The sequence below is a fragment of the Klebsiella sp. RHBSTW-00215 genome (genome assembly GCF_014103785.1).
In the GTDB taxonomy this organism is placed as follows: Bacteria; Pseudomonadota; Gammaproteobacteria; order Enterobacterales; family Enterobacteriaceae; genus Klebsiella.
In genome coordinates this window covers 5,870,278-5,893,536 of record NZ_JABXQS010000001.1, presented here as the reverse complement: position 1 = coordinate 5,893,536, position 23,259 = coordinate 5,870,278, and the positions used below count along the sequence as shown (strand labels likewise).

Annotated in this window: 24 protein-coding genes and 6 tRNA genes; 13 read left to right on the top strand and 17 right to left on the bottom strand. The window is 52.1% G+C overall.

The features are described from left to right. Positions 1-22 precede the first annotated feature (22 nt). Complete coding sequence (gene cysM, locus HV127_RS28035) at positions 23-934, top strand: cysteine synthase CysM (protein ID WP_110272192.1); 912 nt, start codon at positions 23-25, stop codon at positions 932-934. Here cysM and HV127_RS28030 read toward each other — a convergent pair. The 4 genes from HV127_RS28030 to ptsJ form a co-directional block, all read right to left on the bottom strand. Beyond that, on the bottom strand, positions 931-1,338 hold the full coding sequence (locus HV127_RS28030; protein WP_182240235.1) for a nuclear transport factor 2 family protein: 408 nt from the start codon (positions 1,336-1,338) through the stop codon (positions 931-933). The two genes, cysM and HV127_RS28030, sit on opposite strands and share 4 nt — an antisense overlap. Positions 1,339-1,360: 22 nt before the next feature. Further along, positions 1,361-1,735, bottom strand: coding sequence for a YfeK family protein (locus HV127_RS28025; RefSeq protein ID WP_182240233.1), 375 nt, complete (start codon positions 1,733-1,735; stop codon positions 1,361-1,363). A 91-nt stretch (positions 1,736-1,826) separates the two neighbouring features. Then, positions 1,827-2,534: a type 1 glutamine amidotransferase gene (locus HV127_RS28020; protein ID WP_182240231.1), complete on the bottom strand. Its 708-nt coding sequence runs from the start codon at positions 2,532-2,534 to the stop codon at positions 1,827-1,829. Positions 2,535-2,548: 14 nt separating this feature from the next. After that, complete coding sequence (gene ptsJ / locus HV127_RS28015) at positions 2,549-3,847, bottom strand: transcriptional regulator PtsJ (protein WP_182240229.1); 1,299 nt, start codon at positions 3,845-3,847, stop codon at positions 2,549-2,551. An 82-nt stretch (positions 3,848-3,929) separates the two neighbouring features. On the opposite strand from ptsJ, the gene pdxK reads away from it, so the two are divergent. Together pdxK and HV127_RS28005 are read left to right on the top strand one after the other, a co-directional pair. After that, positions 3,930-4,796, top strand: a complete 867-nt coding sequence (gene pdxK, locus HV127_RS28010; RefSeq protein WP_182240227.1) for a pyridoxine/pyridoxal/pyridoxamine kinase — start codon at positions 3,930-3,932, stop codon at positions 4,794-4,796. After that, on the top strand, positions 4,793-5,032 hold the full coding sequence (locus HV127_RS28005) for a cytoplasmic protein (protein ID WP_182207497.1): 240 nt from the start codon (positions 4,793-4,795) through the stop codon (positions 5,030-5,032). The genes pdxK and HV127_RS28005 overlap by 4 nt, the downstream gene beginning before the upstream one ends. 42 nt (positions 5,033-5,074) lie before the next feature. Here HV127_RS28005 and crr read toward each other — a convergent pair whose 3' ends face one another. The 5 genes from crr to cysZ form a co-directional block, all read right to left on the bottom strand. After that, a complete protein-coding gene (gene crr / locus HV127_RS28000; RefSeq protein ID WP_000522253.1) occupies positions 5,075-5,584 on the bottom strand; it encodes a PTS glucose transporter subunit IIA in 510 nt (169 codons plus the stop codon). A 42-nt stretch (positions 5,585-5,626) separates the two neighbouring features. Further along, positions 5,627-7,354 (bottom strand): phosphoenolpyruvate-protein phosphotransferase PtsI, encoded by a 1,728-nt coding sequence (gene ptsI / locus HV127_RS27995; RefSeq protein WP_182240225.1) that lies wholly within the window; start codon positions 7,352-7,354, stop codon positions 5,627-5,629. Between the two features lie 44 nt (positions 7,355-7,398). Next, on the bottom strand, positions 7,399-7,656 hold the full coding sequence (gene ptsH / locus HV127_RS27990) for a phosphocarrier protein Hpr (RefSeq protein ID WP_002913505.1): 258 nt from the start codon (positions 7,654-7,656) through the stop codon (positions 7,399-7,401). Positions 7,657-8,037: 381 nt separating this feature from the next. After that, complete coding sequence (cysK, locus tag HV127_RS27985; protein ID WP_181485398.1) at positions 8,038-9,009, bottom strand: cysteine synthase A; 972 nt, start codon at positions 9,007-9,009, stop codon at positions 8,038-8,040. 165 nt (positions 9,010-9,174) lie between these two features. Further along, positions 9,175-9,936 (bottom strand): sulfate transporter CysZ, encoded by a 762-nt coding sequence (cysZ, locus tag HV127_RS27980; protein WP_112212915.1) that lies wholly within the window; start codon positions 9,934-9,936, stop codon positions 9,175-9,177. A gap of 230 nt (positions 9,937-10,166) precedes the next feature. Here cysZ and zipA point away from each other — a divergent pair, with 230 nt between their 5' ends. From zipA to HV127_RS27965, 3 genes are all read left to right on the top strand, one after another. Further along, the gene (gene zipA / locus HV127_RS27975; protein WP_182240223.1) at positions 10,167-11,183 is read left to right on the top strand and encodes a cell division protein ZipA; all 1,017 of its coding nucleotides are present in this window, start codon (positions 10,167-10,169) and stop codon (positions 11,181-11,183) included. 74 nt (positions 11,184-11,257) lie between these two features. Continuing rightward, positions 11,258-13,282 carry an NAD-dependent DNA ligase LigA gene (ligA, locus tag HV127_RS27970; RefSeq protein WP_182240221.1) on the top strand — a complete coding sequence of 675 codons (2,025 nt, stop codon included), beginning with the start codon at positions 11,258-11,260 and terminating at the stop codon, positions 13,280-13,282. Next, entirely contained in the window at positions 13,275-13,493 is a 219-nt protein-coding gene (locus HV127_RS27965) for a DUF3820 family protein (RefSeq protein ID WP_110272204.1), read from the top strand. The genes ligA and HV127_RS27965 overlap by 8 nt, the downstream gene beginning before the upstream one ends. On the opposite strand, the gene HV127_RS27960 is transcribed toward HV127_RS27965, so the two are convergent. Continuing rightward, positions 13,490-14,488: a bile acid:sodium symporter family protein gene (locus tag HV127_RS27960; RefSeq protein WP_182240219.1), complete on the bottom strand. Its 999-nt coding sequence runs from the start codon at positions 14,486-14,488 to the stop codon at positions 13,490-13,492. The genes HV127_RS27965 and HV127_RS27960 overlap by 4 nt on opposite strands. An 89-nt stretch (positions 14,489-14,577) precedes the next feature. On the opposite strand from HV127_RS27960, the gene HV127_RS27955 reads away from it, so the two are divergent. After that, the gene (locus HV127_RS27955) at positions 14,578-15,504 is read left to right on the top strand and encodes a LysR family transcriptional regulator (RefSeq protein ID WP_182240217.1); all 927 of its coding nucleotides are present in this window, start codon (positions 14,578-14,580) and stop codon (positions 15,502-15,504) included. Between the two features lie 31 nt (positions 15,505-15,535). Here HV127_RS27955 and HV127_RS27950 read toward each other — a convergent pair whose 3' ends face one another. Then, entirely contained in the window at positions 15,536-16,300 is a 765-nt protein-coding gene (locus HV127_RS27950) for an outer membrane protein OmpK (protein ID WP_182240215.1), read from the bottom strand. Between the two features lie 274 nt (positions 16,301-16,574). On the opposite strand from HV127_RS27950, the gene xapA reads away from it, so the two are divergent. From xapA to HV127_RS27935, 3 genes are all read left to right on the top strand, one after another. Next, positions 16,575-17,408 (top strand): xanthosine phosphorylase, encoded by an 834-nt coding sequence (gene xapA / locus HV127_RS27945; RefSeq protein WP_182240213.1) that lies wholly within the window; start codon positions 16,575-16,577, stop codon positions 17,406-17,408. 70 nt (positions 17,409-17,478) lie between these two features. Then, positions 17,479-18,735, top strand: a complete 1,257-nt coding sequence (locus tag HV127_RS27940) for a nucleoside permease (RefSeq protein WP_182240211.1) — start codon at positions 17,479-17,481, stop codon at positions 18,733-18,735. A 99-nt stretch (positions 18,736-18,834) separates the two neighbouring features. After that, entirely contained in the window at positions 18,835-19,719 is an 885-nt protein-coding gene (locus HV127_RS27935) for a LysR family transcriptional regulator (protein WP_182240209.1), read from the top strand. A gap of 139 nt (positions 19,720-19,858) precedes the next feature. Here HV127_RS27935 and HV127_RS27930 read toward each other — a convergent pair. From HV127_RS27930 to HV127_RS27915, 4 genes are all read right to left on the bottom strand, one after another. Further along, positions 19,859-19,934 (bottom strand) — tRNA-Lys (locus tag HV127_RS27930). Positions 19,935-19,938: 4 nt separating this feature from the next. Then, positions 19,939-20,014: transfer RNA gene (locus HV127_RS27925), tRNA-Val, on the bottom strand. A gap of 46 nt (positions 20,015-20,060) precedes the next feature. Then, positions 20,061-20,136, bottom strand: a tRNA-Val gene (locus tag HV127_RS27920). A gap of 43 nt (positions 20,137-20,179) precedes the next feature. Continuing rightward, a tRNA-Val gene (locus HV127_RS27915) sits at positions 20,180-20,255 on the bottom strand. Between the two features lie 259 nt (positions 20,256-20,514). Between HV127_RS27915 and gltX the strand changes: the two genes are divergently transcribed. Beyond that, positions 20,515-21,933, top strand: a complete 1,419-nt coding sequence (gene gltX / locus HV127_RS27910) for a glutamate--tRNA ligase (protein ID WP_182240207.1) — start codon at positions 20,515-20,517, stop codon at positions 21,931-21,933. Between the two features lie 55 nt (positions 21,934-21,988). Here the strand turns inward: gltX and HV127_RS27905 are convergent, their stop codons facing one another. After that, the gene (locus HV127_RS27905) at positions 21,989-22,384 is read right to left on the bottom strand and encodes a YfeC-like transcriptional regulator (protein ID WP_182240205.1); all 396 of its coding nucleotides are present in this window, start codon (positions 22,382-22,384) and stop codon (positions 21,989-21,991) included. A 4-nt stretch (positions 22,385-22,388) separates the two neighbouring features. After that, a complete protein-coding gene (locus HV127_RS27900; RefSeq protein ID WP_110272213.1) occupies positions 22,389-22,742 on the bottom strand; it encodes a YfeC-like transcriptional regulator in 354 nt (117 codons plus the stop codon). 216 nt (positions 22,743-22,958) lie between these two features. Between HV127_RS27900 and HV127_RS27895 the strand changes: the two genes are divergently transcribed. Beyond that, positions 22,959-23,034 (top strand) — tRNA-Ala (locus tag HV127_RS27895). Between the two features lie 39 nt (positions 23,035-23,073). After that, positions 23,074-23,149, top strand: a tRNA-Ala gene (locus HV127_RS27890). The last annotated feature ends 110 nt before the right edge of the window (positions 23,150-23,259 follow it).

Here is a 23,259-nt window from a genome sequence, read left to right as displayed (position 1 = left end):
GCCTTTTTATTGGGCAAAAACCGTGAATACATTAGAACAAACAATTGGCAATACGCCTCTGGTGAAATTACAACGCCTTGCGCCTGACAACGGTAGCGAAATCTGGGTCAAGCTGGAAGGGAACAACCCTGCGGGGTCGGTGAAAGATCGCGCGGCGCTGTCGATGATTGTTGAAGCCGAAAAGCGCGGCGAGATTAAGCCCGGCGATGTGCTGATTGAAGCGACCAGCGGCAATACCGGCATCGCGCTGGCAATGATTGCTGCGCTCAAAGGCTATCAGATGAAGCTGCTGATGCCGGATAACATGAGTCAGGAGCGTCGTGCCGCTATGCGCGCCTACGGTGCCGAGCTGATTCTGGTCACCAAAGAGCAGGGGATGGAAGGTGCGCGCGATTTGGCGCTGGAGATGGCCCAACGCGGCGAAGGTAAGCTTTTGGATCAGTTCAATAATCCGGATAACCCTTATGCGCACTACACCACCACCGGGCCAGAGATCTGGCAGCAGACTGATGGACGAATCACCCATTTTGTCTCCAGTATGGGCACGACCGGGACCATTACCGGCGTCTCACGCTTTCTGCGCGAGCAAGATAAAGCGGTGAGCATTGTTGGGCTGCAGCCAGAAGAGGGGAGCAGTATTCCGGGGATTCGTCGCTGGCCAGCCGAATATATGCCGGGCATTTTTAACGCACAGCTGGTGGATGAAGTTCTGGATATTCATCAGCAGGATGCGGAAAACATCATGCGAATGCTGGCGGTGCGGGAAGGTATTTTCTGCGGCGTCAGTTCCGGCGGCGCGGTGGCGGGCGCATTACGTATCGCCCGTGAAAACCCTGGCTCGGTAGTGGTGGCGATCGTCTGCGATCGCGGCGATCGCTACCTCTCTACCGGGGTCTTTGGCGAAGAGCACTTCGCCCAGGGCGCGGGGATTTAAACCTCGGGAACGTCAAGCAGGTCGGTACCGTAGGAGTTATCTACGGTACATAGCCAGCGCTCACCCTGCTGGCGAAAGACATAGGTTGCGCGCCGCGTGACTTGTGTCGTGCCGCCTTCCGCAGTCGGGATATCCAGCCGGGTTTCCATAATCACCAGCGCATTGCCGCCGCCTTCAATAATCTCCATCTTCCCCTGAGTCACCACCAACCGGTGCTGAAAATAATCGGCGATGGCGATAAACGCTTTGCGGATATTCTCTTTGCCCCTGACTACCATTCCTGGCTTAACCACCAGCGCGGCGTCTTCAGCGTAATACTCCATCAGGCTGGCGTAATCCTCCTGCGAGATGGCGCGATCGCAGGCTTCAATGGCGGCTTTTAACTGCGGGTTGGGATTGTGCATCTCTGACGGCCCTTTTTGTGAGCTATTGATTTTCCGCCGTGACCGTTTTATCCGTCTCAGCGATCAGGGTGTGCAGGTACGGCTGCGCGTTTTCGTCGCTTTTTCCAGGGATCCTGACGATATAGGGCTTACCGGTAATAGACGACGATGATGCTACCTTATCAATAAATTGCTCGGCGGTATCGATGCGGTTACGGGTATTACCAAGTTTTAACCGCAGATGTGATACTGCTTCCTCGCAGGTATGGGCATCGCCATTGCGCACGAAGATCAGATCTTTTTTTTGCCCCAGGGCGTCGAGCATCGCGTTAATGCGCGCTTCTTGATAAGCGTTGAGTTTGGCAAAGGCGGGAAGTGTAAGAAATAATGCTATCACCGCGCAGAGAATGTTCTTCATCTTGAGTCCCTTCCATAGTGGTTTGTTCGCGATAAAGTTTACTCTTTCCGCAGTGAGGGGATTTAGCTTTAAGAAAAACGATCGCTTTTGGTTAATTCATCGTCAGTTTGTCGAGAAACGTCCACAGTTTCTGATTCATCTCACGGTAGTCCCAGCCGCGCATTTCTTGTTCGCTGCGGATGAAACGTCTGCCTCTGGCGGCGCTGAGCTCTGGCTGCGAATGAGCAATCAGCAGCTCAATGACATCAGCATCAAATTCCATATGGCATTGGAAACCATATACCCGGTCGCGATATTTCACTATCTGCCGCGGGCAGCCTTCGCTGGAGGCCATCACTTCCGCTTCCGGGGTCAGTCCCGGCATGTCGTTATGCCAATGGCCAACCACCAGTGAAGGGCCAAAGTGGGAGAGTTTGCTATCCTGCAGGCCCGCAGTGGTTAGCGTTATCGGATAATGACCAACCTCTTTTTCCGGGCTTTGCATCACCGGCGCGCCCAGCGCTTCGCCAATCAGTTGCGAGCCGAGGCAAATGCCAATGACCGTTCGTCCGGCAGCAATCGCCTGGGCGATTAAGCGCTGCTCGGCGTGGGTATCAAAATAAGGGCATTCAGATAGCGTCGTGCGCGGCGATTGCGGGCCGCCCAGCACAACCAGCATATCAAAGTCATCCGCATTTTCTGGCAGCGCATCGCCTGCGTAAACGCGTGACCAACTGGTAGCGTAGCCGCGCGCCTGCGCCCAATGCAGATACGCTCCCGGCGCTTCAAAGACTTCATGGACAATAAAGTGGATCTGCATAGCGTTAACTCCTGTCAATGTTGTTGTAATACCTGGCATAAATCATCAGCGAGTTTATTGATTTCATCATCGTTCAGCGTGGCGAGCGAAAGGCGGAGTCCGTGCGACGGTGTGCCAACACCGAACGTTTCTCCTTCGCGAACCAGCCAACCCGCGTGCGCCAGACGTAGGGCAATCGGCTGGCTGGGTTTCTCCAGGGGAAGCCAAAAGTTAAGACCGTCTCCAGGCGTAAAATGGGTGAGTCCACGCAAAGAGAGCGCGGTGACCAGTTTTTCATGTTGTTGGCGATAGTGGCGTTGGCTCTGCGTTAAAGATGCCATAAAGGCGCTATCATTCAGGCAGGCCAGCACCAGATCCTGCAGCAGATGGCTGACCCATTGGCTGCCGGAGTTCAGGCGCAGACGCAGCGCCGCCGATGTGTCTGGATCGCTGGCGACAATGGCCAGGCGCATGTCCGGCCCCAGGGTTTTCGACAGCGAGCGCACCAGCGCCCAGCGCTGAGTTTCCGCGGGAAGCGGGGAGTACCAGGGCGTCGCAGACAGCAGCGCAAAATGGTCATCGGCAATCACCAGCACCTGCGGGTAGCGGGCAAGTATTTCACGTATCGCCCGGGCGCGTGTTTCGCTGAGGCTACAGCCTGTGGGGTTGTGCGCGCGGGGGGTAATAATGACCGCCCGCGCGCCGTTGCGTAGCGCTTCTTCAAGCGCTGCGGGCTGCATCCCTTCACTATCCACCGGCACTGGCGAAGGGTTAAAACCGGCATAGCGCAGCATGTTGATACTGCTGAGAAAGCAGGGGTCTTCGATAGCTACGCTATCGCCGGGCAACAGCAGGGCGCAGAGCAGACGCTCAAGCGCATCGATAGCGCCGCTGGCCAGGTTAATCTCGGCGTCTATGCCCAAGTCTTTATTCACCCAGGTGCGGGCCCAGGCGGCAAGCTGCGGTTCAACTGCCGCATCGCCGTAGAGACGTGGGGTGACTGCGATAGCGCTGAAGTAGCGTTTAATGTCGGCCAGACGATTAGGGTCAGGATTGCCGCTGGAAATATCTTTCAACGGCGAAGAGGGATCGCCCCCTTCAAGCTCGGGGAGAGTATTGTGTGTCTTGATGACCGTACCATTACGCCCCTGGCTGATGGCTAATCCGGAGGTGACTAACCGCTTATAGGCTGAAGCGACGGTGTTGCGGTTAACCGAGAGATTGGTAGCCAGCTCGCGAACCGGCGGCAGAACATCGCCTGGTTTTAATACGCCGCTTTGTACCAGATGACGGACGTTATCGAAGATCTCACTAGCGGTTTTTCCGACAAACATTATTGACCTATGACAAAATGAATTTTAGCATAGGACGAATGATAATCAGAGTATGACCCGCTGTCCAGCGGGAGGAGAAAGGATGGGCCAGCAAGACGAAATACAATCGGTGCTCTTCAACGATAAAAGCCGGGCGCTACAGGTCGATATTGTGGCCGTGCAATCGCAAGTGGTCTACGGCAGCGTCGGAAATAGCATTGCGATACCGGCGATAAAGCAGCACGGCCTGCGGGTGATGGCGGTGCCGACGGTGCTGTTCAGCAATACCCCGCATTATGATACGTACTATGGCGGCGTTATTCCGGAAGAGTGGTTTGTCGGGTATTTAAAGGCGCTGGAAGAGCGTGATGCTCTGCGTGAACTGCGTGCGGTCACCACTGGCTATATGGGCAGCGCGGTGCAGATTGAACGGCTAGCGCAATGGTTGTGCCGCATCCGCGAGCATCATCCAGATCTTTGCATTCTGGTCGACCCGGTCATTGGCGATGTGGATAGCGGCATCTACGTCAAGGCGGAGATTCCCGAAGCATATCGCATCCATCTGCTGCCCCTGGCGCAGGTTATCACGCCTAACCTGTTTGAGCTGGAGACGCTAAGCGGCCTGCCTTGCCACAATCAGCAGGAGGCGATTATCGCTGCACGCAGCCTGTTATCTGATTCGCTGAAATGGGTAGTGATTACCAGCGCGCCGGGAATAGATAACGCCTCGATCAACGTGTTGGTGGTTAGCGCAGAGTCAGTTGAGATGGTGGAACACCCGCGTGTTGAAACGGACCTGAAGGGCACGGGAGACCTTTTTTGCGCCGAGCTGGTTAGCGGTTTAGTTTGCGGGATGCCGTTGAGCGATGCCGCGCGTGCCGCTGCGCAGCGGGTACTGACGGTGATGACCTGGACTGATGAGCAGGGTTGTGATGAGTTAATTCTTCCACCGCCAGAGGAGGGAGTATGAAGAGCTACCGTTTAGTGGTTCGTCAGCTGGGAAGAGTTGTTGGGCATTTTGATACCTCAGGTAGTGAGGCGCTGGAAGATGCCTGCGAAGTCAGCTCGCTGTTTGGGGCGATTGGCGGATATCAGTGTGATTTGCTGGTCTCTGACAGCGAGAAGCGGATTCTGGAAAGCTCCCCGGAGGGCATGAAGGTGTTGTCGCGGGAGAAATGCTATCGACCGCTTAAAGCGACGATATAAAAAAATGGCGCCCTTAGAGGCGCCATTCTTCTGCGGCAAGAATTACTTCTTGATGCGGATAACCGGGGTTTCACCCACGGTTACGCTACCGGACAGTTTGATCAGCTCTTTGATCTCGTCCATGTTGGAGATAACAACCGGAGTCAGGGTAGACTTGGCTTTTTCTTCCAGCAGCGGCAGATCGAATTCGATAACCGGGTCGCCGACTTTCACACGTTGGCCTTCTTCAGCGATACGTTTGAAACCTTCGCCTTTCAGTTCAACGGTATCAATACCGAAGTGAACGAACAGCTCAATGCCGCTATCAGATTCGATAGAGAACGCATGATTGGTTTCAAAAATTTTACCGATGGTACCATCTACCGGCGCAACCATTTTGTTGCCAGTAGGTTTGATGGCAATGCCATCACCCACAATTTTCTCCGCAAAAACGACATCCGGCACGTCTTCGATGTTGACGATCTCGCCAGAGAGCGGGGCAACAATCTCAATAGTTCCGGTGTCTTTTTTGTCATCAGAAACCAGAGATTTCAATTTATCGAACAAACCCATGATCTTCTCCTAAGCAGTAATTTGGGCCGCGCATCTCGTGGATTAGCAGATTGTTTTTTCTTCAATGAACTTGTTAACCAGCGTCATTAACTCGTCCGTTGTCGGTTGAGCAAGAGCCTGCTCTGCTAATACTTTCGCATCTTCGAAGTTCGTGTTACGAATAATCTTCTTGATGCGCGGGATGGAAATGGCGCTCATAGAGAATTCGTCCAGCCCCATACCCAGCAACAGAAGTGTAGCACGTTCATCGCCCGCAAGCTCACCACACATGCCAGTCCATTTACCTTCAGCATGAGAAGCATCAATAACTTGCTTAATCAGCGTCAGGACGGACGGTGACATTGGCTGGTAAAGATGTGAAATCATATCATTACCACGGTCAACTGCCAGAGTATACTGCGTTAAATCATTGGTACCGATACTAAAGAAATCAACTTCTTTGGCTAAGTGACGAGCGATTGTCGCGGCGGCAGGGGTTTCTACCATTACGCCAATTTCAATGGCTTCATCAAAAGCTTTGCCTTCGTCACGCAGTTCCTGTTTGTAGATCTCGATCTCTTTGCGCAGCGCGCGAACTTCTTCAACAGAGATGATCATCGGGAACATAATGCGCAGTTTACCGAAAGCCGAAGCACGCAGGATGGCGCGTACCTGGTCACGCAGGATCTCTTTACGATCCATTGCGATACGGATAGCACGCCAGCCGAGGAACGGGTTCTCTTCTTTCGGGAAGTTCATGTACGGCAGCTCTTTGTCGCCGCCGATATCCATGGTACGAACGATAACGGCCTGAGAGCCGCACGCTTCGGCAACCGCTTTGTAAGCTGCAAACTGTTCTTCTTCAGTCGGCAGCGAGTCGCGGTCCATGAACAGGAATTCAGTACGATACAAACCTACGCCTTCCGCGCCGTTGCGCTCAGCGCCTTCGACGTCACGGACGGTGCCGATGTTAGCGCAGACTTCAACCTGATGGCCGTCCAGCGTAATTGCCGGCAGGTCTTTCAGTTTAGCCAGTTCCGCTTTCTCTTCAGCAACCTGAGCCTGCAGATTACGCAGTTCTTCGATTTGTTCGTTTGTTGGGTTAACCAGAACCTGGTTATTCACCGCGTCGAGGACCAGATAATCGCCGTTTTTCACCTGTGCGGTAACGTTACCGGTGCCCACGATGGCAGGCAGTTCAAGGGAACGCGCCATGATAGAGGTGTGGGAAGTACGACCACCAGCATCAGTAATAAAGCCCAGTACTTTGTCCAGGTTCAACTGTGCCGTTTCAGACGGGGTGAGGTCAGCAGCAACCAGGATAACTTCATCCTGAATCGCGCCCAGATCAATGATGGCCAGGCCGAGGATGTTGCGCAGTAGACGTTTACCGATATCGCGTACGTCAGCCGCACGCTCTTTCAGGTATTCATCATCCAGCTCTTCCAGTGCAATAGCCTGACCTTCGATAACTTCATTGGCTGCCGCGTCGGCAGTCATGTGCTTATCTTTAATCAGGGCTATGATTTCCTGCTCAAGCTCCTCATCTTCCAGCAGCATGATGTGCCCTTCGAAGATGGCTTCTTTTTCTTCACCGAAAGTTTCACCAGCTTTGGTTTTGATGACCTCCAGCTGGGCGGAGGCCTTGGTGCGGCCGCTCAGAAAACGTTCAACTTCCTGATCAACCTTATCGGCAGAAATTTTCTTCCGGTCGATGACTACTTCATCTTCTTTCAGCAGGAGTGCCTTGCCAAAAGCGATACCCGGGGATGCTAAAATGCCTGAAATCATAACCCTACCTTACTTGTGACTGATATTAAAAAGAACCCGTGAACTTACTCGAGTTCAGCCATCAGTTTAACCAGATGCTCAACTGCTTTTTGCTCATCTTCGCCTTCGGCAGAAAGAGTCACAACGGTACCCTGAGTCAGACCCAGAGTTTGCAGTTTGAACAGGCTTTTGGCGCTGGCGCTTTTGCCGTTGGAGGTAACAGTGATCTCAGAAGTGAAGCCTTTCGCTTCTTTAACAAACTGAGCAGCAGGGCGGGTGTGCAGACCGTTCGGAGCGGTAATAGTAACTTCTTGCTGGAACATTATATTTCCCCAACTTATAGGTTTAGTGTTGTGGACCTAAAGTTTAGCCTAACGGCCAAACTTTAGCCTGTATCGTTAGCGCCGGCATTACGTGTCCGGCTCCGGCACCAGCAGCAGTGAATCGCCGCGTGAACCTTCAGGCCGTTGACGTCTACCACGTCATTAAACATTATGCCGCGAAAGGAAGACTTGAACCAAATCATAAAATCGATTCAGCTTATGGAAATCCAAATCCGAATAATTTCGCGCATCAAAATAAATGTGCTGGTTAAATACCAGACCCAACGAAGTGAATCAATGCCAGGAGGGGTAAAAATTTGAACTGTGCCACAAAAAAGCACCTGAAAAGGTGCTTTTTTACACGATATTAACAGGCTGGCACTACTGTTGCAGTTCTTTCTCTGTGAAGAGATCGGCAAACAAAGCAGTGCTTAAATAGCGTTCACCTGAAGAGGGTAGGATAACCACAATATTCTTATTGGTAAAGGCTTCATCTTCCTGAAGCTTCAGCGCAGCAGCAACGGCTGCACCGGAAGAGATACCGGCCAGAATACCTTCCTCTTCCATCAGGCGACGTGCGGTTGAAATGGCTTCTTCGTTGGTGATAGCAACGACTTTATCAACCAGCTTCAAATCCAGGTTGCCAGGAATAAAGCCTGCGCCAATGCCTTGAATTTTGTGCGGGCCGGGTTTTAGCTCCTCACCTGCCAGCGCCTGGGCGATAACCGGGGAGTCGGTGGGTTCAACCGCGACGGTAATCAGATCTTTTTTACCTTTGGTGCCTTTGATGTAACGACTTACGCCGGTCAGCGTACCGCCGGTACCGACTCCGGAGATGAAGACATCAACCTGACCGTCAGTATCTTCCCAGATTTCTGGGCCGGTGGTTTTTTCATGAATTTCCGGGTTGGCCGGGTTGCTGAACTGCTGGAGCAGTAAGAATTTCTCTGGGTTGCCCGCGACGATTTCTTCGGCTTTCTGGATTGCACCCTTCATGCCTTTCGCACCTTCGGTTAATACCAGATTAGCACCTAACGCTTTTAGCAGTTTGCGGCGCTCAATACTCATAGTTTCTGGCATTGTCAGCGTCAGCTTATAGCCACGTGCCGCTGCGACGTAGGCAAGTGCAATACCGGTGTTACCGCTGGTCGGTTCTACCAACTCAACGCCTGGTTTTAGTACACCGCGTTTTTCGGCATCCCAAATCATATTGGCACCGATACGGCATTTCACGCTAAAGCTCGGGTTACGCGATTCTACCTTTGCCAGGATGCGCCCGTTACCGATTCGGTTCAGTCGTACTAGCGGTGTATGACCGATAGTCAGGGAGTTGTCTTCAAAAATCTTACTCATGGCCCGTCCTTAACTGTATGAAATTTGGGAGTACGGCTTCAGCATACCCGCTTAAAGAATATGCGGAAGTAAGGATTTAGCATATCTATATTCGCAAGAGAAATAATGGCAAGCCAGAAGTAATAAGGAGCGGCATAAGCCGCTCCGCAAGAAGAGAGGAGGGGATTACTTCCACATGGCGTGTTTGTCGCGATAGCAATCGACCCACATCGCCGTTGCACCGCAAATGGCCACTGGCAGAATGACCAGATTCAGCACCGGAATCATGGTAAACAGGCTGGTCAGGGCACCAAATTGCATATTGGTTACTTTGCGGGTACGCAGCGCCTCACGCATGGTTTTAAACGGCACTTTATGGTTATCAAAAGGGTAATCGCAGTACTGAATTGCCAGCATCCAGGCACTGAACAGGAACCACAGCACGGGAGCAACGGTCTGGCCGATGCCGGGGATGAAATAGAGAATCAAAAGCACGATTGCCCGCGGGAGATACCAGGCAAACTTCTGCCATTCACGCTTCATAATGCGCGGCACATCTTTCATTATGCCGAAAACCCCGACATCAGGAGGCGTTGCGCCGGTGAGGCGCGCTTCAAGCTGCTCAGCCAGTAGCCCGCTAAAAGGAGCGGCAATCCAGTTGGCAATCGTCGAGAAGAAGTAGCCGAAGACCAGCAGAATGGAGATAACCACTATCGGCCACAGCAAATAGTTAAGCCACTGCAGCCATTCCGGTACATGACTCATCAGCGAGGGGAGCCAGCTACCCAGGCGAGTGAATAACCACCAGAAGGCTCCACCCATCAAAATGATGTTGACGAGTAAAGGGAGGAATACGTATCGACGGATCCCCGGTAGCCCGATCAGTTTCCAGCCCTGCGAAAAATAATAGACGCCACTACGCGGGGTCGTTGCGGATGATGAAACCATAGTCAGGCAATGCTCCTTTTTTGACATCCAGACTGAATGCCGGGATATTTTATCGGGTTAGCAGACAATAACCAGTTAGGAAATGTTCGAAAAAACAGCAAAAAGCACGATTTAGTTCATCTTTATGTAGTGAAAGCCCCAGACGCACTTGCACTTGATGTAATCGACAAATACTCTTAGTGAGTAAATGTTTGCCGTGGTGGCAAGGTGTTAGAACAACAGAGAATATAATGATGCAGGATTTGCGTCTGATATTAATCATTGTTGGCGCGATCGCCATAATCGCTTTACTGGTGCACGGTTTTTGGACCAGCCGTAAAGAACGTTCTTCGATGTTTCGCGATCGCCCACTAAAACGTATGAAGTCTCGCGACGATGAAGAGTCGGAAGGCGATGACTTTGATGGCGATGTTGAAGGCGTTGGTGAAGTCCGGGTTCATCGGGTTAATCACGCGCCGAATGGGGCTCATGGGGAGCATGAAGCACCTCATCAGGCACCGCAACACCAGTATCAGCCGCCTTATGAGCGTCAGGCGCAACAGCCTGTGCATCAGGAGGAGCCTGCTCGTGCGCCGCAGCCATCTCATCAGCCGCAGCCACATCAGCAGCCGGTTCATACACAGGCTCCGGTTCAGCAACCGCATCACGTTGCGCCGACACAGCAGCCCGTGCCGCCGCAGCCCCAGCAACCTGTTCAACATGTGCAGCAGCCAGTTCAGCATGCGCCGCAATCGGTTCAACAACCTGCAGCAGCTCCACAGCCGCAGCCGGTACCTGAACCTCAGGCCGCTCCTGAACCACAGCCGGCACCGCAGCCTAAAGAGCGTAAAGAAACGGTCATTGTGATGAACGTTGCCGCGCACCATGGTTCGCAGCTTAATGGTGAGCTATTAATCAACAGCATCCAGCAGGCGGGCTTCAAATTCGGCGATATGAATATTTTCCATCGCCACCTCAGTCCTGACGGTAGCGGCCAGGTCTTGTTCAGCCTGGCGAATATGGTAAAACCAGGCACATTCAATCCGGATAGCATGGCGGATATGATGACGCCAGGGATCACTATCTTTATGCAGGTTCCGTCCTTTGGCGATGAGCTGCAAAACTTTAAGTTGATGCTGCAATCCGCGCAGTACATTGCCGATGAAGTTGGTGGTGTCGTGCTGGACGATCAGCGTCGTATGATGACGCCGCAAAAATTGCGTGAATACCAGGACCGCATTCGCGAAGTGAAAGAGGCCAACGCCTGATTCATCTTCCTGAGTTTCGTCTACTTATCCTGAACCCCCGCCCGTCGGGGGTTTTTTATCATTGATGGTGTGATATGGAATCGAACGAACAAAAACTGACTGAACTGCGAACCACGCTTCGCCATCATGAATATCTGTACCATGTCATGGATACACCGGAAATTCCTGATGCGGAATACGATCGGTTGATGCGTGAATTACGTGAACTGGAAGCTCAACATCCTGAACTGATTACGCCTGATTCACCCACTCAGCGCGTTGGCGCTGCACCTCTGGCCTCATTTAGCCAGATTCGCCATGAAGTGCCAATGCTGTCGTTGGATAACGTTTTTGATGAAGAGAGCTTCCTCGCGTTTAATAAGCGCGTTCAGGACCGTCTGAAAAATACAGATGATCTGACTTACTGTTGTGAACTGAAGCTGGATGGCCTGGCGGTTAGCATCCTGTATGAAAATGGCATTCTGGTGCAGGCGGCGACCCGAGGCGATGGGACCACCGGAGAAGATATTACCTCCAACGTACGCACCATTCGCGCCATCCCCCTGAAGCTGCGTGGTGACGATATTCCGCAGCGGCTGGAAGTTCGCGGCGAGGTATTTCTCCCGCAGGCCGGGTTTGAAAAAATTAATGATGAGGCGCGTCGCACCGGTGGGAAAGTGTTTGCTAACCCACGTAACGCGGCCGCCGGTTCTTTGCGCCAGCTCGATCCGCGAATTACGGCGAAGCGACCGCTTACTTTCTTTTGCTACGGCGTGGGTGTGCTGGAGGGTGGTGAGCTGCCGGGAAGCCACTCTGCGCGTTTACAGCAGTTTAAGGCCTGGGGGCTGCCGGTCAGCGAGCGCGTAAAACTCTGCCATACGCCAGAGGAAGTGCTTACTTACTATCGCAAAGTTGAGGAAGATCGTCCGAACCTGGGCTTTGATATCGACGGCGTGGTCATCAAAGTTGATTCTCTGGCGTTACAGGAGCAACTAGGCTTCGTGGCCCGCGCTCCGCGTTGGGCGGTGGCGTTTAAGTTTCCGGCGCAAGAGCAGATGACCTTTGTACGCGATGTCGAGTTTCAGGTCGGGCGTACCGGTGCCATCACGCCAGTTGCCCGTCTGGAGCCGGTCCATGTTGCAGGAGTGCTGGTCAGCAACGCGACGCTGCACAATGCGGATGAAATCGACCGCCTGGGGTTGCGTATCGGCGATAAGGTGGTCATTCGCCGTGCTGGAGATGTTATTCCCCAAGTGGTGAACGTGGTACTTTCAGAGCGTCCGGAAGAGACCCGTGAAATCGTGTTCCCCACGCATTGCCCGGTCTGCCATTCCGATGTAGAACGCGTGGAAGGTGAAGTTGTCACGCGCTGTACTGGCGGTCTGATTTGCGGCGCTCAGCGTAAAGAAGCGCTCAAACATTTCGTTTCTCGTCGCGCGTTAGATGTCGAGGGCATGGGCGATAAAATCATCGACCAGCTGGTTGAGAAAGAGTACGTCCATACGCCAGCCGATCTTTTCCAGTTGACGCCGGGTAAACTCACTGGACTGGACCGCATGGGGCCAAAATCAGCGCAGAACGTGGTGGATGCTCTGGAAAAATCGAAAGAAACGACCTTTGCTCGTTTTCTTTATGCGTTAGGGATCCGCGAAGTCGGTGAAGCGACGGCGGCAGGTTTAGCCGCTCACTTTGGCACCATTGAGGCGCTGGAGCAGGCATCGATTGACGATCTGCAAAAAGTGCCGGATGTAGGGATTGTCGTCGCGACGCATGTGCGTAATTTCTTTGCTGAAGAGAGTAATCGCGAAGTGATCGCTCAGCTTCGCAAGGAAGGCGTTCGCTGGCCCGCGCCGGTAGTGGTCAATGCCGAAGAGATTGATAGCCCATTTGCCGGGAAAACGGTGGTTCTGACCGGTAGCCTGAGCCAGCTCTCGCGCGATGACGCTAAAGCGCAGCTGGTCGCGCTGGGCGCGAAGGTTGCGGGCAGCGTATCGAAGAAAACCGATCTGGTGATTGCCGGAGAAGCAGCAGGTTCCAAACTGGCTAAAGCGCAGGAACTGGGCATTGCGGTGATAGATGAAGCTGAAATGGTGCGTCTGCTCGGAGAATCGCGTGGATAAAGACCAGCTTATTGAAATTGCTAATACGGAAATGCCGTTTGGCAAATATAAAGGGCGTCGTTTGATCGATGTGCCGGAAGAGTATTTGCTGTGGTTTGCCCGTAAAGATCAATTTCCTGCCGGGCATCTTGGTGAGCTGATGGCGCTAACCTTGTTGATTAAAACCGAGGGGCTAACCGATCTGGTTCAGCCCCTTAAGCGCCCGCGTTAAGCTTCAGAGGCGCGGGTCTTTTCCTGCGCCTGTAATGCTTCGGCCTGGCGCTTATAACGACGCGCCAGCACGGCGCACACCATCAGCTGAATCTGATGGAAGATCATTAGCGGTAGCACCATTATCCCCAGTATTGAGGTCGGGAAGAGAATGTTGGCCATCGGGATTCCGTTGGCCAGGCTCTTTTTCGATCCGCAGAAGACAATCGTAATCTCATCCGCTTTATTGAAGCCGCACTTGCGCGCCACAAAGACGTTAATAGCAATCACAATCGCCAGCAGAACAATGCTAACTACGACGATAAACAGTAGCGATCCGACGCCCACTTTGTGCCAGATGCCGTTCACAACCGCCTCACTGAACGCGGAGTAAACGACCAGTAAGATTGAAGTCTGATCGGTTTTTGAGATCCACTTTTTATGTTTTGCCACCCAATTGCCAATCCATGGGCGAGAAAGATGCCCCAGTACAAACGGCAGCAGCAGTTGCAGCATGATCTTGCCAACTTGCTCAAGGCTTCCGCCCGCGCCGTGCAAATTCATCAGCAGGCCAACCAGCAGCGGTGAAACAAAAATCCCCAGTAGACTTGAGGCTGATGCCGAGCACACCGCCGCAGCGACGTTGCCGCCCGCCAGCGAGGTAAACGCGATGGCGGACTGTACGGTGGCTGGCAGAATGCAGAGATAAATAAAGCCGGTGTACAGCGCTGGATCGACGTTTATTGGCGCCCACCATGCGAACAGTACGCCGAGGACGGGGAAGACGATAAAGGTGCTGCACATCACCCAGAGGTGTAAACGCCAGTGGCTACCTCCGGCAACGATCGCTTCGCGGGAGAGTTTCGCCCCGTGCATAAAGAACAGCAGGGCGATGGCGGCGGTGGTTAAATGTTCAAAGAATGGGACAAACCCACCGCGTGCCGGAAAAAAGGAGGCCAGCAGGACGACGGTGACTAAGGTGAGAGTAAATGGATCAAGAATGCGGAAAAATTTCATAAACGCTCCTGAAAATCGATGCGGCTATTGTGCTTTCTTTAGTTTGAGAAATAAAATCGATTTATTGCATCTATTCATGAAAAAAAGAGATGAATTACTCGCTACGTCAGTTAAAGGTGTTTGTGACAGTCGCTCGTGCCAGGAGCTTTAGCCGGGCAGGGGAGAATATCGGGCTAAGCCAGTCGGCGGTGAGCCATAGCGTCAAAGAGCTGGAACATCAAACCGGTGTGCGTCTGCTCGATCGAACTACCCGGGAAGTGGTGCTCACGGAGGCGGGCCAACAGTTAGCAGTCAGGTTGGAGCGTCTGCTGGATGAATTGAATAGCACGCTGCGTGAGGCCGGACGCGTCGGGCAGCAGCTTACTGGAACTGTCAGAGTTGCCGCCAGTCAGACCATTTCTGCCCACCTGATCCCGCAGTGCATTGCATACGCTAATCGACGCTACCCTGAGATCGATTTTGTTCTCCACGACCGCCCTCAGCAATGGGTGCTGGAGAGTATCCGCCAGGGAGAAGTGGATTTTGGCATCGTTATCGATCCTGGAGCCGCCACCGATTTAGAGTGCGAGACGGTACTGGCGGAGCCGTTTTTGTTGCTTTGCCGCCATGATCACTCTTTTGCCCAACGAGATTCAGTGGGCTGGCTGGAACTACAGCAGCAGCGGCTGGTGTTACAGGATTATGCCTCCGGTAGCCGTCCGCTTATCGATGCGGCGCTCGCTGGATTTTCCGTTGAAGCGAAGATTGTGCAGGAGATTGGCCATCCGGCGACATTATTTCCGATGGTTGAAGCGGGAATTGGCATCAGTATATTACCGGCGTTAGCCCTGCCGCTTCCTCAGGGAAGCCATTTGCAGGTGAAGCGGTTAACGCCGGTAGTTGAACGGCAACTGATGTTGGCGCGGCGCAAAAACCGGTCGTTATCAACTGCTGCAGAGGCGTTGTGGGAGGTCGTCAGGTCCCAGGCCAGCGAGTTGACCGCATGCCGTGCGGCAGATCCTCTCTATCAAATATAGTCGGCCTGCCGCTTCAGGCAGGCGCAAAAGATTAAAATTGATATTTGAGGGAGTAAATAATGCCGTCCTGAAGAAAAGTTTCCCCAAGCTTATTCTTCGCGTAGCGATACTGAACGCCTGCTGTCAGATGAGGTGTCGCATTCCACCACAGCGCCACAGCGCCGTTAAGACCATCTTTACCACCGTTGCCCGCAGCATAGGTTGCAGCGCGGTCAAATTCATATTCATTCCAGTTGGTCAGGGTGAATTTTTCACTACCCAGCATAAAGCTATATCCGGCTACCCAGCCCAACACATAACCGTTGTCGCCGCTGTAATATGTTTGATCGGTATAGCGTTTGGCGATGAAGGGCTTAAACCAGTAGCCATTGCCGGTGAAATTATATCCGAGACCATAGAGAAACATATCATCATGGAAATTCACTCGATCGGGCGAACCGTAAGTGCCGTATGCGTGTAAATAGAGGTTTAATCCGGTGTCGCCCAAATAAATACGGTTGGTATTTTTAAACGTATAGCGCTGTTCGCTACCGGGTTTGTCATGACGGCCATTGTAGAAATTTTCCCAATCAAAAAATCCATACATTTCTCCCCAGCTAAAGTTTGCACCGCCTTCAAGTTCCAGATAGCCGAAATCATCTTTGTGGGATTTGTTGCCAGACTTCTCTGTCGTGCGTGATGTCCAGTCAAGGTAATGCAGACCAAGATTGGCGAAGCCACCTTTAAATTCAGCCTGTACGGTATGAGGTAAAACCAATGCGGCGGCAAAACTTAAATTTATAAGCGTTTTATTCATGGGGTGTTCCATCTACCAGAAATATAAAAATGTAGGTGTTTATTTTATTTTGCTGTGGGCCCCAGCAGACGACATCTTATTCAAAAAGGAGATGGTGAAACCAATATTTAATTATTGATAATCGATAGGTAAACGATCTGAATGAGGTTTATGCCATCAATATAGAAAGGATATCAATCATTACGGGAAAGTGTATTGGTAAACGATTGTCTTCTCTCGTTATAAACAAGAGGTACGCAACACTTTTCCGATTATTCAGCCTTAAGGATCTATCATGAGCCACTCCCTTTTGTCACAGAATCCCTGGTATAGCGCAGATATCATTCGTGGTTATAAGCCTGATTTTACGCCGCGCGTGGCGTTTATTCTTGGTTCAGGTTTAGGTGCCCTGGCGGAACAAATTGAAGATGCAGTGGCTATTTCTTACGAGAAACTGCCGGGTTTCCCGGTCAGCACCGTTCATGGACATGCCGGAGAGCTGGTGCTTGGTCATCTGGCTGGCGTACCTGTTGCCTGTATGAAAGGGCGTGGGCACTTTTATGAAGGCCGTGGCATGACCATCATGACTGATGCCATTCGAACCTTAAAGCTGTTGGGCTGTGAACTGCTGTTTTGCACCAATGCGGCGGGTTCTCTGCGTCCTGAAGTGGGGCCAGGCAGCCTGGTGGCGCTAAACGACCACATTAACACCATGCCGGGCACGCCGATGGTCGGGTTGAATGATGAACGCTTTGGCGACCGCTTTTTCTCTCTGGCTAATGCCTATGATGCGGATTACCGCACCGTACTGCAGACCGTTGCGAAAGAAGAGGGCTTTCCGCTTACTGAGGGCGTGTTTGTTTCCTATCCTGGGCCGAACTTTGAAACGGCGGCAGAAATTCGCATGATGCAGATTATCGGCGGTGATGTAGTGGGAATGTCGGTGGTGCCGGAAGTGATTACTGCACGCCATTGCGGCCTGAAAGTGGTCGCGGTCTCTGCTATCACCAACCTGGCTGAAGGCCTGGGCGATGTGAAATTATCCCACGCGCAAACCCTGGCTGCGGCTGAACTTTCTCGTCAGAATTTTATCAACCTTATCTGCGGTTTCTTACGTAAGCTGGCCTGAAATTCATAATAAAAATGACCCCGTACACGGGGTCTTTCTCTTACCCTATCTCTACGGCAAGGAACGAAAAATGGGTATTGCGTCCCGATTAAAGGTCATGTCGTTTTTGCAATATTTTATCTGGGGAAGCTGGCTGGTGACCCTGGGTTCTTACATGATAAACACTCTCGACTTTACTGGTGCAAACGTCGGGATGGTTTATAGCTCCAAAGGGTTGGCAGCCATTATTATGCCCGGCATTATGGGGATTATTGCCGATAAATGGTTACGCGCCGAACGCGCTTATATGCTTTGTCATCTGGTCTGCGCCGGGGTGCTGCTGTATGCCACCACCGTCACCGACCCGGATACGATGTTCTGGGTGATGCTGATTAACGCAATGGCCTATATGCCGACGATAGCGTTGTCTAACAGCGTCTCTTATTCCTGCCTTGCGCAATCTGGACAGGATCCAGTTACCGCCTTCCCGCCGATTCGCGTGTTTGGCACCATTGGCTTTATTGTCGCCATGTGGACGGTGAGTCTCATGGGGTTGGAATTGAGCAGTGCGCAGCTGTATATCGCATCAGGCGCTTCGCTGGCGCTGGCGATGTATGCGTTCACGCTACCGAAGATTCCGGTGGCTGAGAAGAAGGAGGCAACAACGCTTGCCAGTAAACTAGGATTGGATGCATTTGTCCTGTTTAAAAATCCGCGCATGGCGATCTTCTTTCTGTTTGCGATGATGCTCGGGGCTGTGCTGCAAATTACCAACGTCTTCGGCAACCCGTTCCTGCACGATTTTGCCCGTAACCCGGAATTTGCCAACAGCTTTGTCGTCAGGTATCCCTCCATTTTGCTTTCTGTGTCGCAAATGGCGGAAGTCGGTTTTATCCTTACCATACCGTTCTTCCTTAAACGCTTTGGCATCAAAACGGTGATGCTGATGAGCATGCTGGCGTGGACGCTGCGCTTTGGTTTCTTTGCCTTTGGCGATCCGTCTCCGTTTGGTTTTGTACTGTTGCTGATGTCGATGATTGTTTACGGCTGCGCATTCGATTTCTTCAATATTTCAGGGTCGGTGTTCGTTGAGCAGGAGGTGAGCTCCAACATTCGCGCCAGTGCGCAAGGGCTGTTTATGACAATGGTGAACGGTGTTGGCGCATGGGTTGGATCGATTTTAAGCGGTATGGCGGTGGATTACTTCTCCGTTGACGGTGTGAAAGACTGGCAAACTATCTGGCTACTGTTCGCGGCTTATTCGTTGGTACTGGCGGTTATTTTTGCGTTGTTCTTCAGGTACAAACATGAGCCTGAAAAGCTGGTGCAGAGATCGCTGGCCCACTAACCTTCTACAACGGCGGGAACTCAGTGCCCGCCGTTTCATTTTCTGCGATACAGTGTGGTAACTTTGCGTACTATCCTTCGCTTCAGGAGCGCATTATTGATGGAACGCACGTATCGCACCGATCTGAAGTTACTGCGTTATTTTCTCGCCGTCGCAGAAGAACTGCACTTTGGACGCGCTGCTGCTCGCCTGAATATGTCGCAACCTCCGCTGAGTATTCACATTAAAGAACTGGAACAGCAGCTTGGTACGCTACTGTTTGTTCGTCACTCCCGCAGCGTAGTGTTAACACATGCAGGTAAGATCCTAATGGAAGAGTCTCACCGCCTGCTGGCTAGTGCCAATCAGGCGCTGGCAAGGGTTGAGCAAATTGGACGCGGTGAAGCAGGGCGTATTGAGCTTGGCGTAGTGGGGACGGCAATGTGGGGGAAAATGCGCCCCGTGATGCACCGTTTTTTAAAGGATAATCCGAATGTCGAGGTGCTGTTTCGCGAAAAAATGCCTGCGATGCAGATGGCGCTACTAGAACGGCGAGAGCTGGATGCGGGAATCTGGCGGATGGCCACCGAGCCAACGGAAGGGTTTACCAGTTTACGTTTGCATGAATCGTCTTTTCTGGTCGCTATGCCGGAAGAACACCACCTGACTACCTATGATGTGGTTCCCCTGGAGGCATTGCGAAATGAATATTTTGTCACCATGCCCTCGATCCATACCGACTGGGCATTTTTGCAACGCGTTTGCCAGACTGCTGGATTTTCGCCGATGATTGTTCGTGAAGTGATGGAACCACAAACGGTTCTGGCGATGATCAGCATGGGGATTGGTATTACGCTAATCGCGGATAGCTATGCGCAGATGAATTGGCCTGGCGTTGTATTTCGTCCGCTGGAGGAGCGTATTCCCGCTGATTTATATATCGTCTATGAAGAGTCTCAGGCGACGCTTGCGCTGACGAGGCTAGTAGAAGCGTTGACGGGGTAATTAAGTCGTCGATGGTGGTGCGAACGTGTTATCGGGTCTACAACGTACCGGAGGCCTGATAAGCGTAGCACCATCATATAGGTTCAAATCTTGTATATCGCAGATAGCAAAAAAGCGCCTTTAGGGCGCTTTTTTGCATTGGTGGGTCGTGCAGGATTCGAACCTGCGACCAATTGATTAAAAGTCAACTGCTCTACCAACTGAGCTAACGACCCGAAGTGGTGGGTGATGACGGGATCGAACCGCCGACCCCCTCCTTGTAAGGGAGGTGCTCTCCCAGCTGAGCTAATCACCCACTTCGGTACTTCATTTTATTGCAAGAAATCCAGCTGGCGAGAAAGTGGTGGGTGATGACGGGATCGAACCGCCGACCCCCTCCTTGTAAGGGAGGTGCTCTCCCAGCTGAGCTAATCACCCACTTCTCAATTTCTTGCTACACGGCGGAGACTACGTTAAGTAGTGGTGGGTGATGACGGGTTCGAACCGCCGACCCCCTCCTTGTAAGGGAGGTGCTCTCCCAGCTGAGCTAATCACCCCCGCTGTGTGGAGTCGCATTATAGGGAGAGTTGAAAATGAGTCAACGCCTTTTCTAAATAATTTGTTTGTTCGTCGTAAAATTAAACAAAACGATCGCGAACTCATCTATGGCGCATGATTTATAAACAAAAAGAGCAAAGCGTGACGTTGAAACACCAACAACATTGAGGAATCAGCCCACAGTGTTAGAATATTGCCCTATAAAATCCAACGAACACTGCCGCCTGTCGGCATCTTTATCAAACGTAAGGCCAATTCATGAAAATCAAAACTCGCTTCGCGCCAAGCCCAACAGGCTATCTGCACGTTGGCGGTGCGCGTACTGCTCTCTATTCCTGGCTTTTTGCACGTAACCACGGCGGTGAGTTTGTGCTGCGTATTGAAGACACCGATCTTGAACGCTCCACGCCGGAAGCTATTGAAGCCATCATGGATGGCATGAACTGGCTGAGCCTGGAGTGGGACGAGGGTCCGTACTTCCAGACCAAACGTTTTGATCGCTACAACGCCGTGATTGATGAAATGCTGGAAGCGGGCACGGCCTATAAATGCTATTGCTCTAAAGAGCGTCTGGAAGCCCTGCGTGAAGAGCAGATGGCAAAAGGCGATAAGCCGCGTTATGACGGCCGCTGCCGTCATGGTCACGAACATCACGCAGATGACGAGCCTTGCGTAGTGCGTTTTGCCAACCCGGAGGAAGGTTCTGTTGTTTTTGATGACCAGATCCGCGGTCCTATCGAATTCAGCAACCTGGAGCTGGACGACCTGATTATCCGCCGTACCGATGGTTCTCCGACCTACAACTTCTGTGTAGTCGTTGATGACTGGGATATGGAAATCACCCACGTGATTCGCGGTGAAGACCATATCAACAATACCCCGCGCCAGATTAACATTCTGAAAGCGCTGAACGCGCCGGTGCCGATTTATGCGCACGTCTCTATGATCAATGGTGATGATGGCAAGAAACTCTCCAAGCGTCACGGTGCGGTCAGCGTTATGCAGTATCGCGACGATGGCTATCTGCCGGAAGCGCTGCTGAATTACCTGGTGCGCCTCGGCTGGTCCAGCGGCGACCAGGAGATTTTCTCTCGTGAAGAGATGATCAAGCTGTTTAGTCTGGGGGCGGTGAGCAAATCTGCCAGCGCGTTTAACACCGAAAAGCTGCAGTGGCTGAACCATCACTATATCAACTCACTGGCTCCGGAATATGTCGCGACGCATTTACAGTGGCACATTGAGCAAGAAAATATCGACACCCGTAACGGCCCGCAGCTGTCTGAGCTGGTGAAACTGCTGGGCGAGCGTTGTAAGACTTTGAAAGAGATGGCGGCGAGCTGTCGTTACTTCTATGAAGACTTTGCTGAGTTTGATGCTGATGCTGCGAAAAAACATCTGCGCCCGGTTGCCCGTCAACCGCTTGAAGTGGTGCGCGATAAGTTAACGGCCATCAGCGACTGGACGGCAGAAAACGTTCACCACGCAATTCAGGCAACGGCTGATGAACTGGAAGTTGGCATGGGTAAAGTGGGGATGCCGCTGCGCGTTGCTGTGACCGGTGCGGGGCAGTCGCCAGCACTGGATGTCACCGTACATGCAATCGGTAAATCACGCAGTGTAGAACGCATCAATAAAGCACTGGCTTTTATTGCCGAGCGTGAAAGCCAACAATCCTGATTTTGATTGCAGGATGAGTAAAACGGCAGGTGATTAACTCTGCCGTTTTTTTTGCTTATTTCTCAGCGTCAGTGATGCCTAACCGGGATAAAAATCCACTAATCCCTTCGCGTGCGAGAAGATCCCTCAGATGTAACTGCTCCGCCGGAGTCATAAGATGGAGCGCTTCGACGATTTGACGCCAGATAGCGTCAGCGTCATTAACGAAGTAGTTGCCTGGCTGTTCCGCTAGCTGATATTCCATGGTCAGATGCCGCAGCGCGGGGATATTCACCAGGAAATCGACGACCGGCTTGTCGATAACGATAAGGCGAGCACGCCCACCTTTGACGCCGGGTATGACTTCTGTCCGCCACTTTTGTTCTCGGGCCCAGCGATTAATCGTCTGTCTGGCGAGGTTTAGGCACTCAGCGAGCTCCGCTGGGGTCATTTTGTCTTTGAGTTTCATCATGATTTTACTGGTCGCGGATGCCCAGACGATTGAGTAGCCCTATGATCCCTTCGCGTAAAAGCAGTGACATAAACTGCTTTTGTTCGCCCGTTGTCATCTCTTTGCTCAGCGTGAGCAGTAGAGATTCCAGATCGTTATCGGTTGCGGAATAGGGGACTGGATTTTCAGCCACACGCTGTGCGCTGCGAATAAACTCGCGAACTTGCTCGTTAACATGTACGAGACGCGCTTTACCGCCCTGTACACCAGGACGCGGGGACGTCTGCCATCCTTCTTTACGTACCCATTTGTTGATCGTTTGCCGACTGAAGCCAGTCAGATGTGCTATTTCTTCAGGTGTCATTCGTTCCTTGAGCATACTATTTCCTGAGTAAATATGGGGGAATTAGTTGTCCATGTTATAGCATCCTTTTAAGCGAAAGGGTGACATGTTTAGCTTCTCGCTGCGATAAGGCTCGCAATGTCAGCCGTTTGTCTGCTTTTTCAGCGATCAAATGGAGGGGATTCATTTTGCCGTTGACACCTGACGAAGGAATTCATATTATGCCGCCCGTCAACACGACAGCTTTACGTTGGGGCTATAGCTCAGCTGGGAGAGCGCCTGCATGGCATGCAGGAGGTCAGCGGTTCGATCCCGCTTAGCTCCACCAAATCCTGTTCCCATCAGGTTTTGGAACGTAAAACACTGTGGGGCTATAGCTCAGCTGGGAGAGCGCTTGCATGGCATGCAAGAGGTCAGCGGTTCGATCCCGCTTAGCTCCACCAAATTCAGAACCCTCGCTACGGCGGGGGTTTTTGTTTTTCATCGCGCTAACGTAAAGTAGCTTCTGAATAAGTCAGTAAGTATCCAGCAATCTTAGCGAAGAGTAATTTCA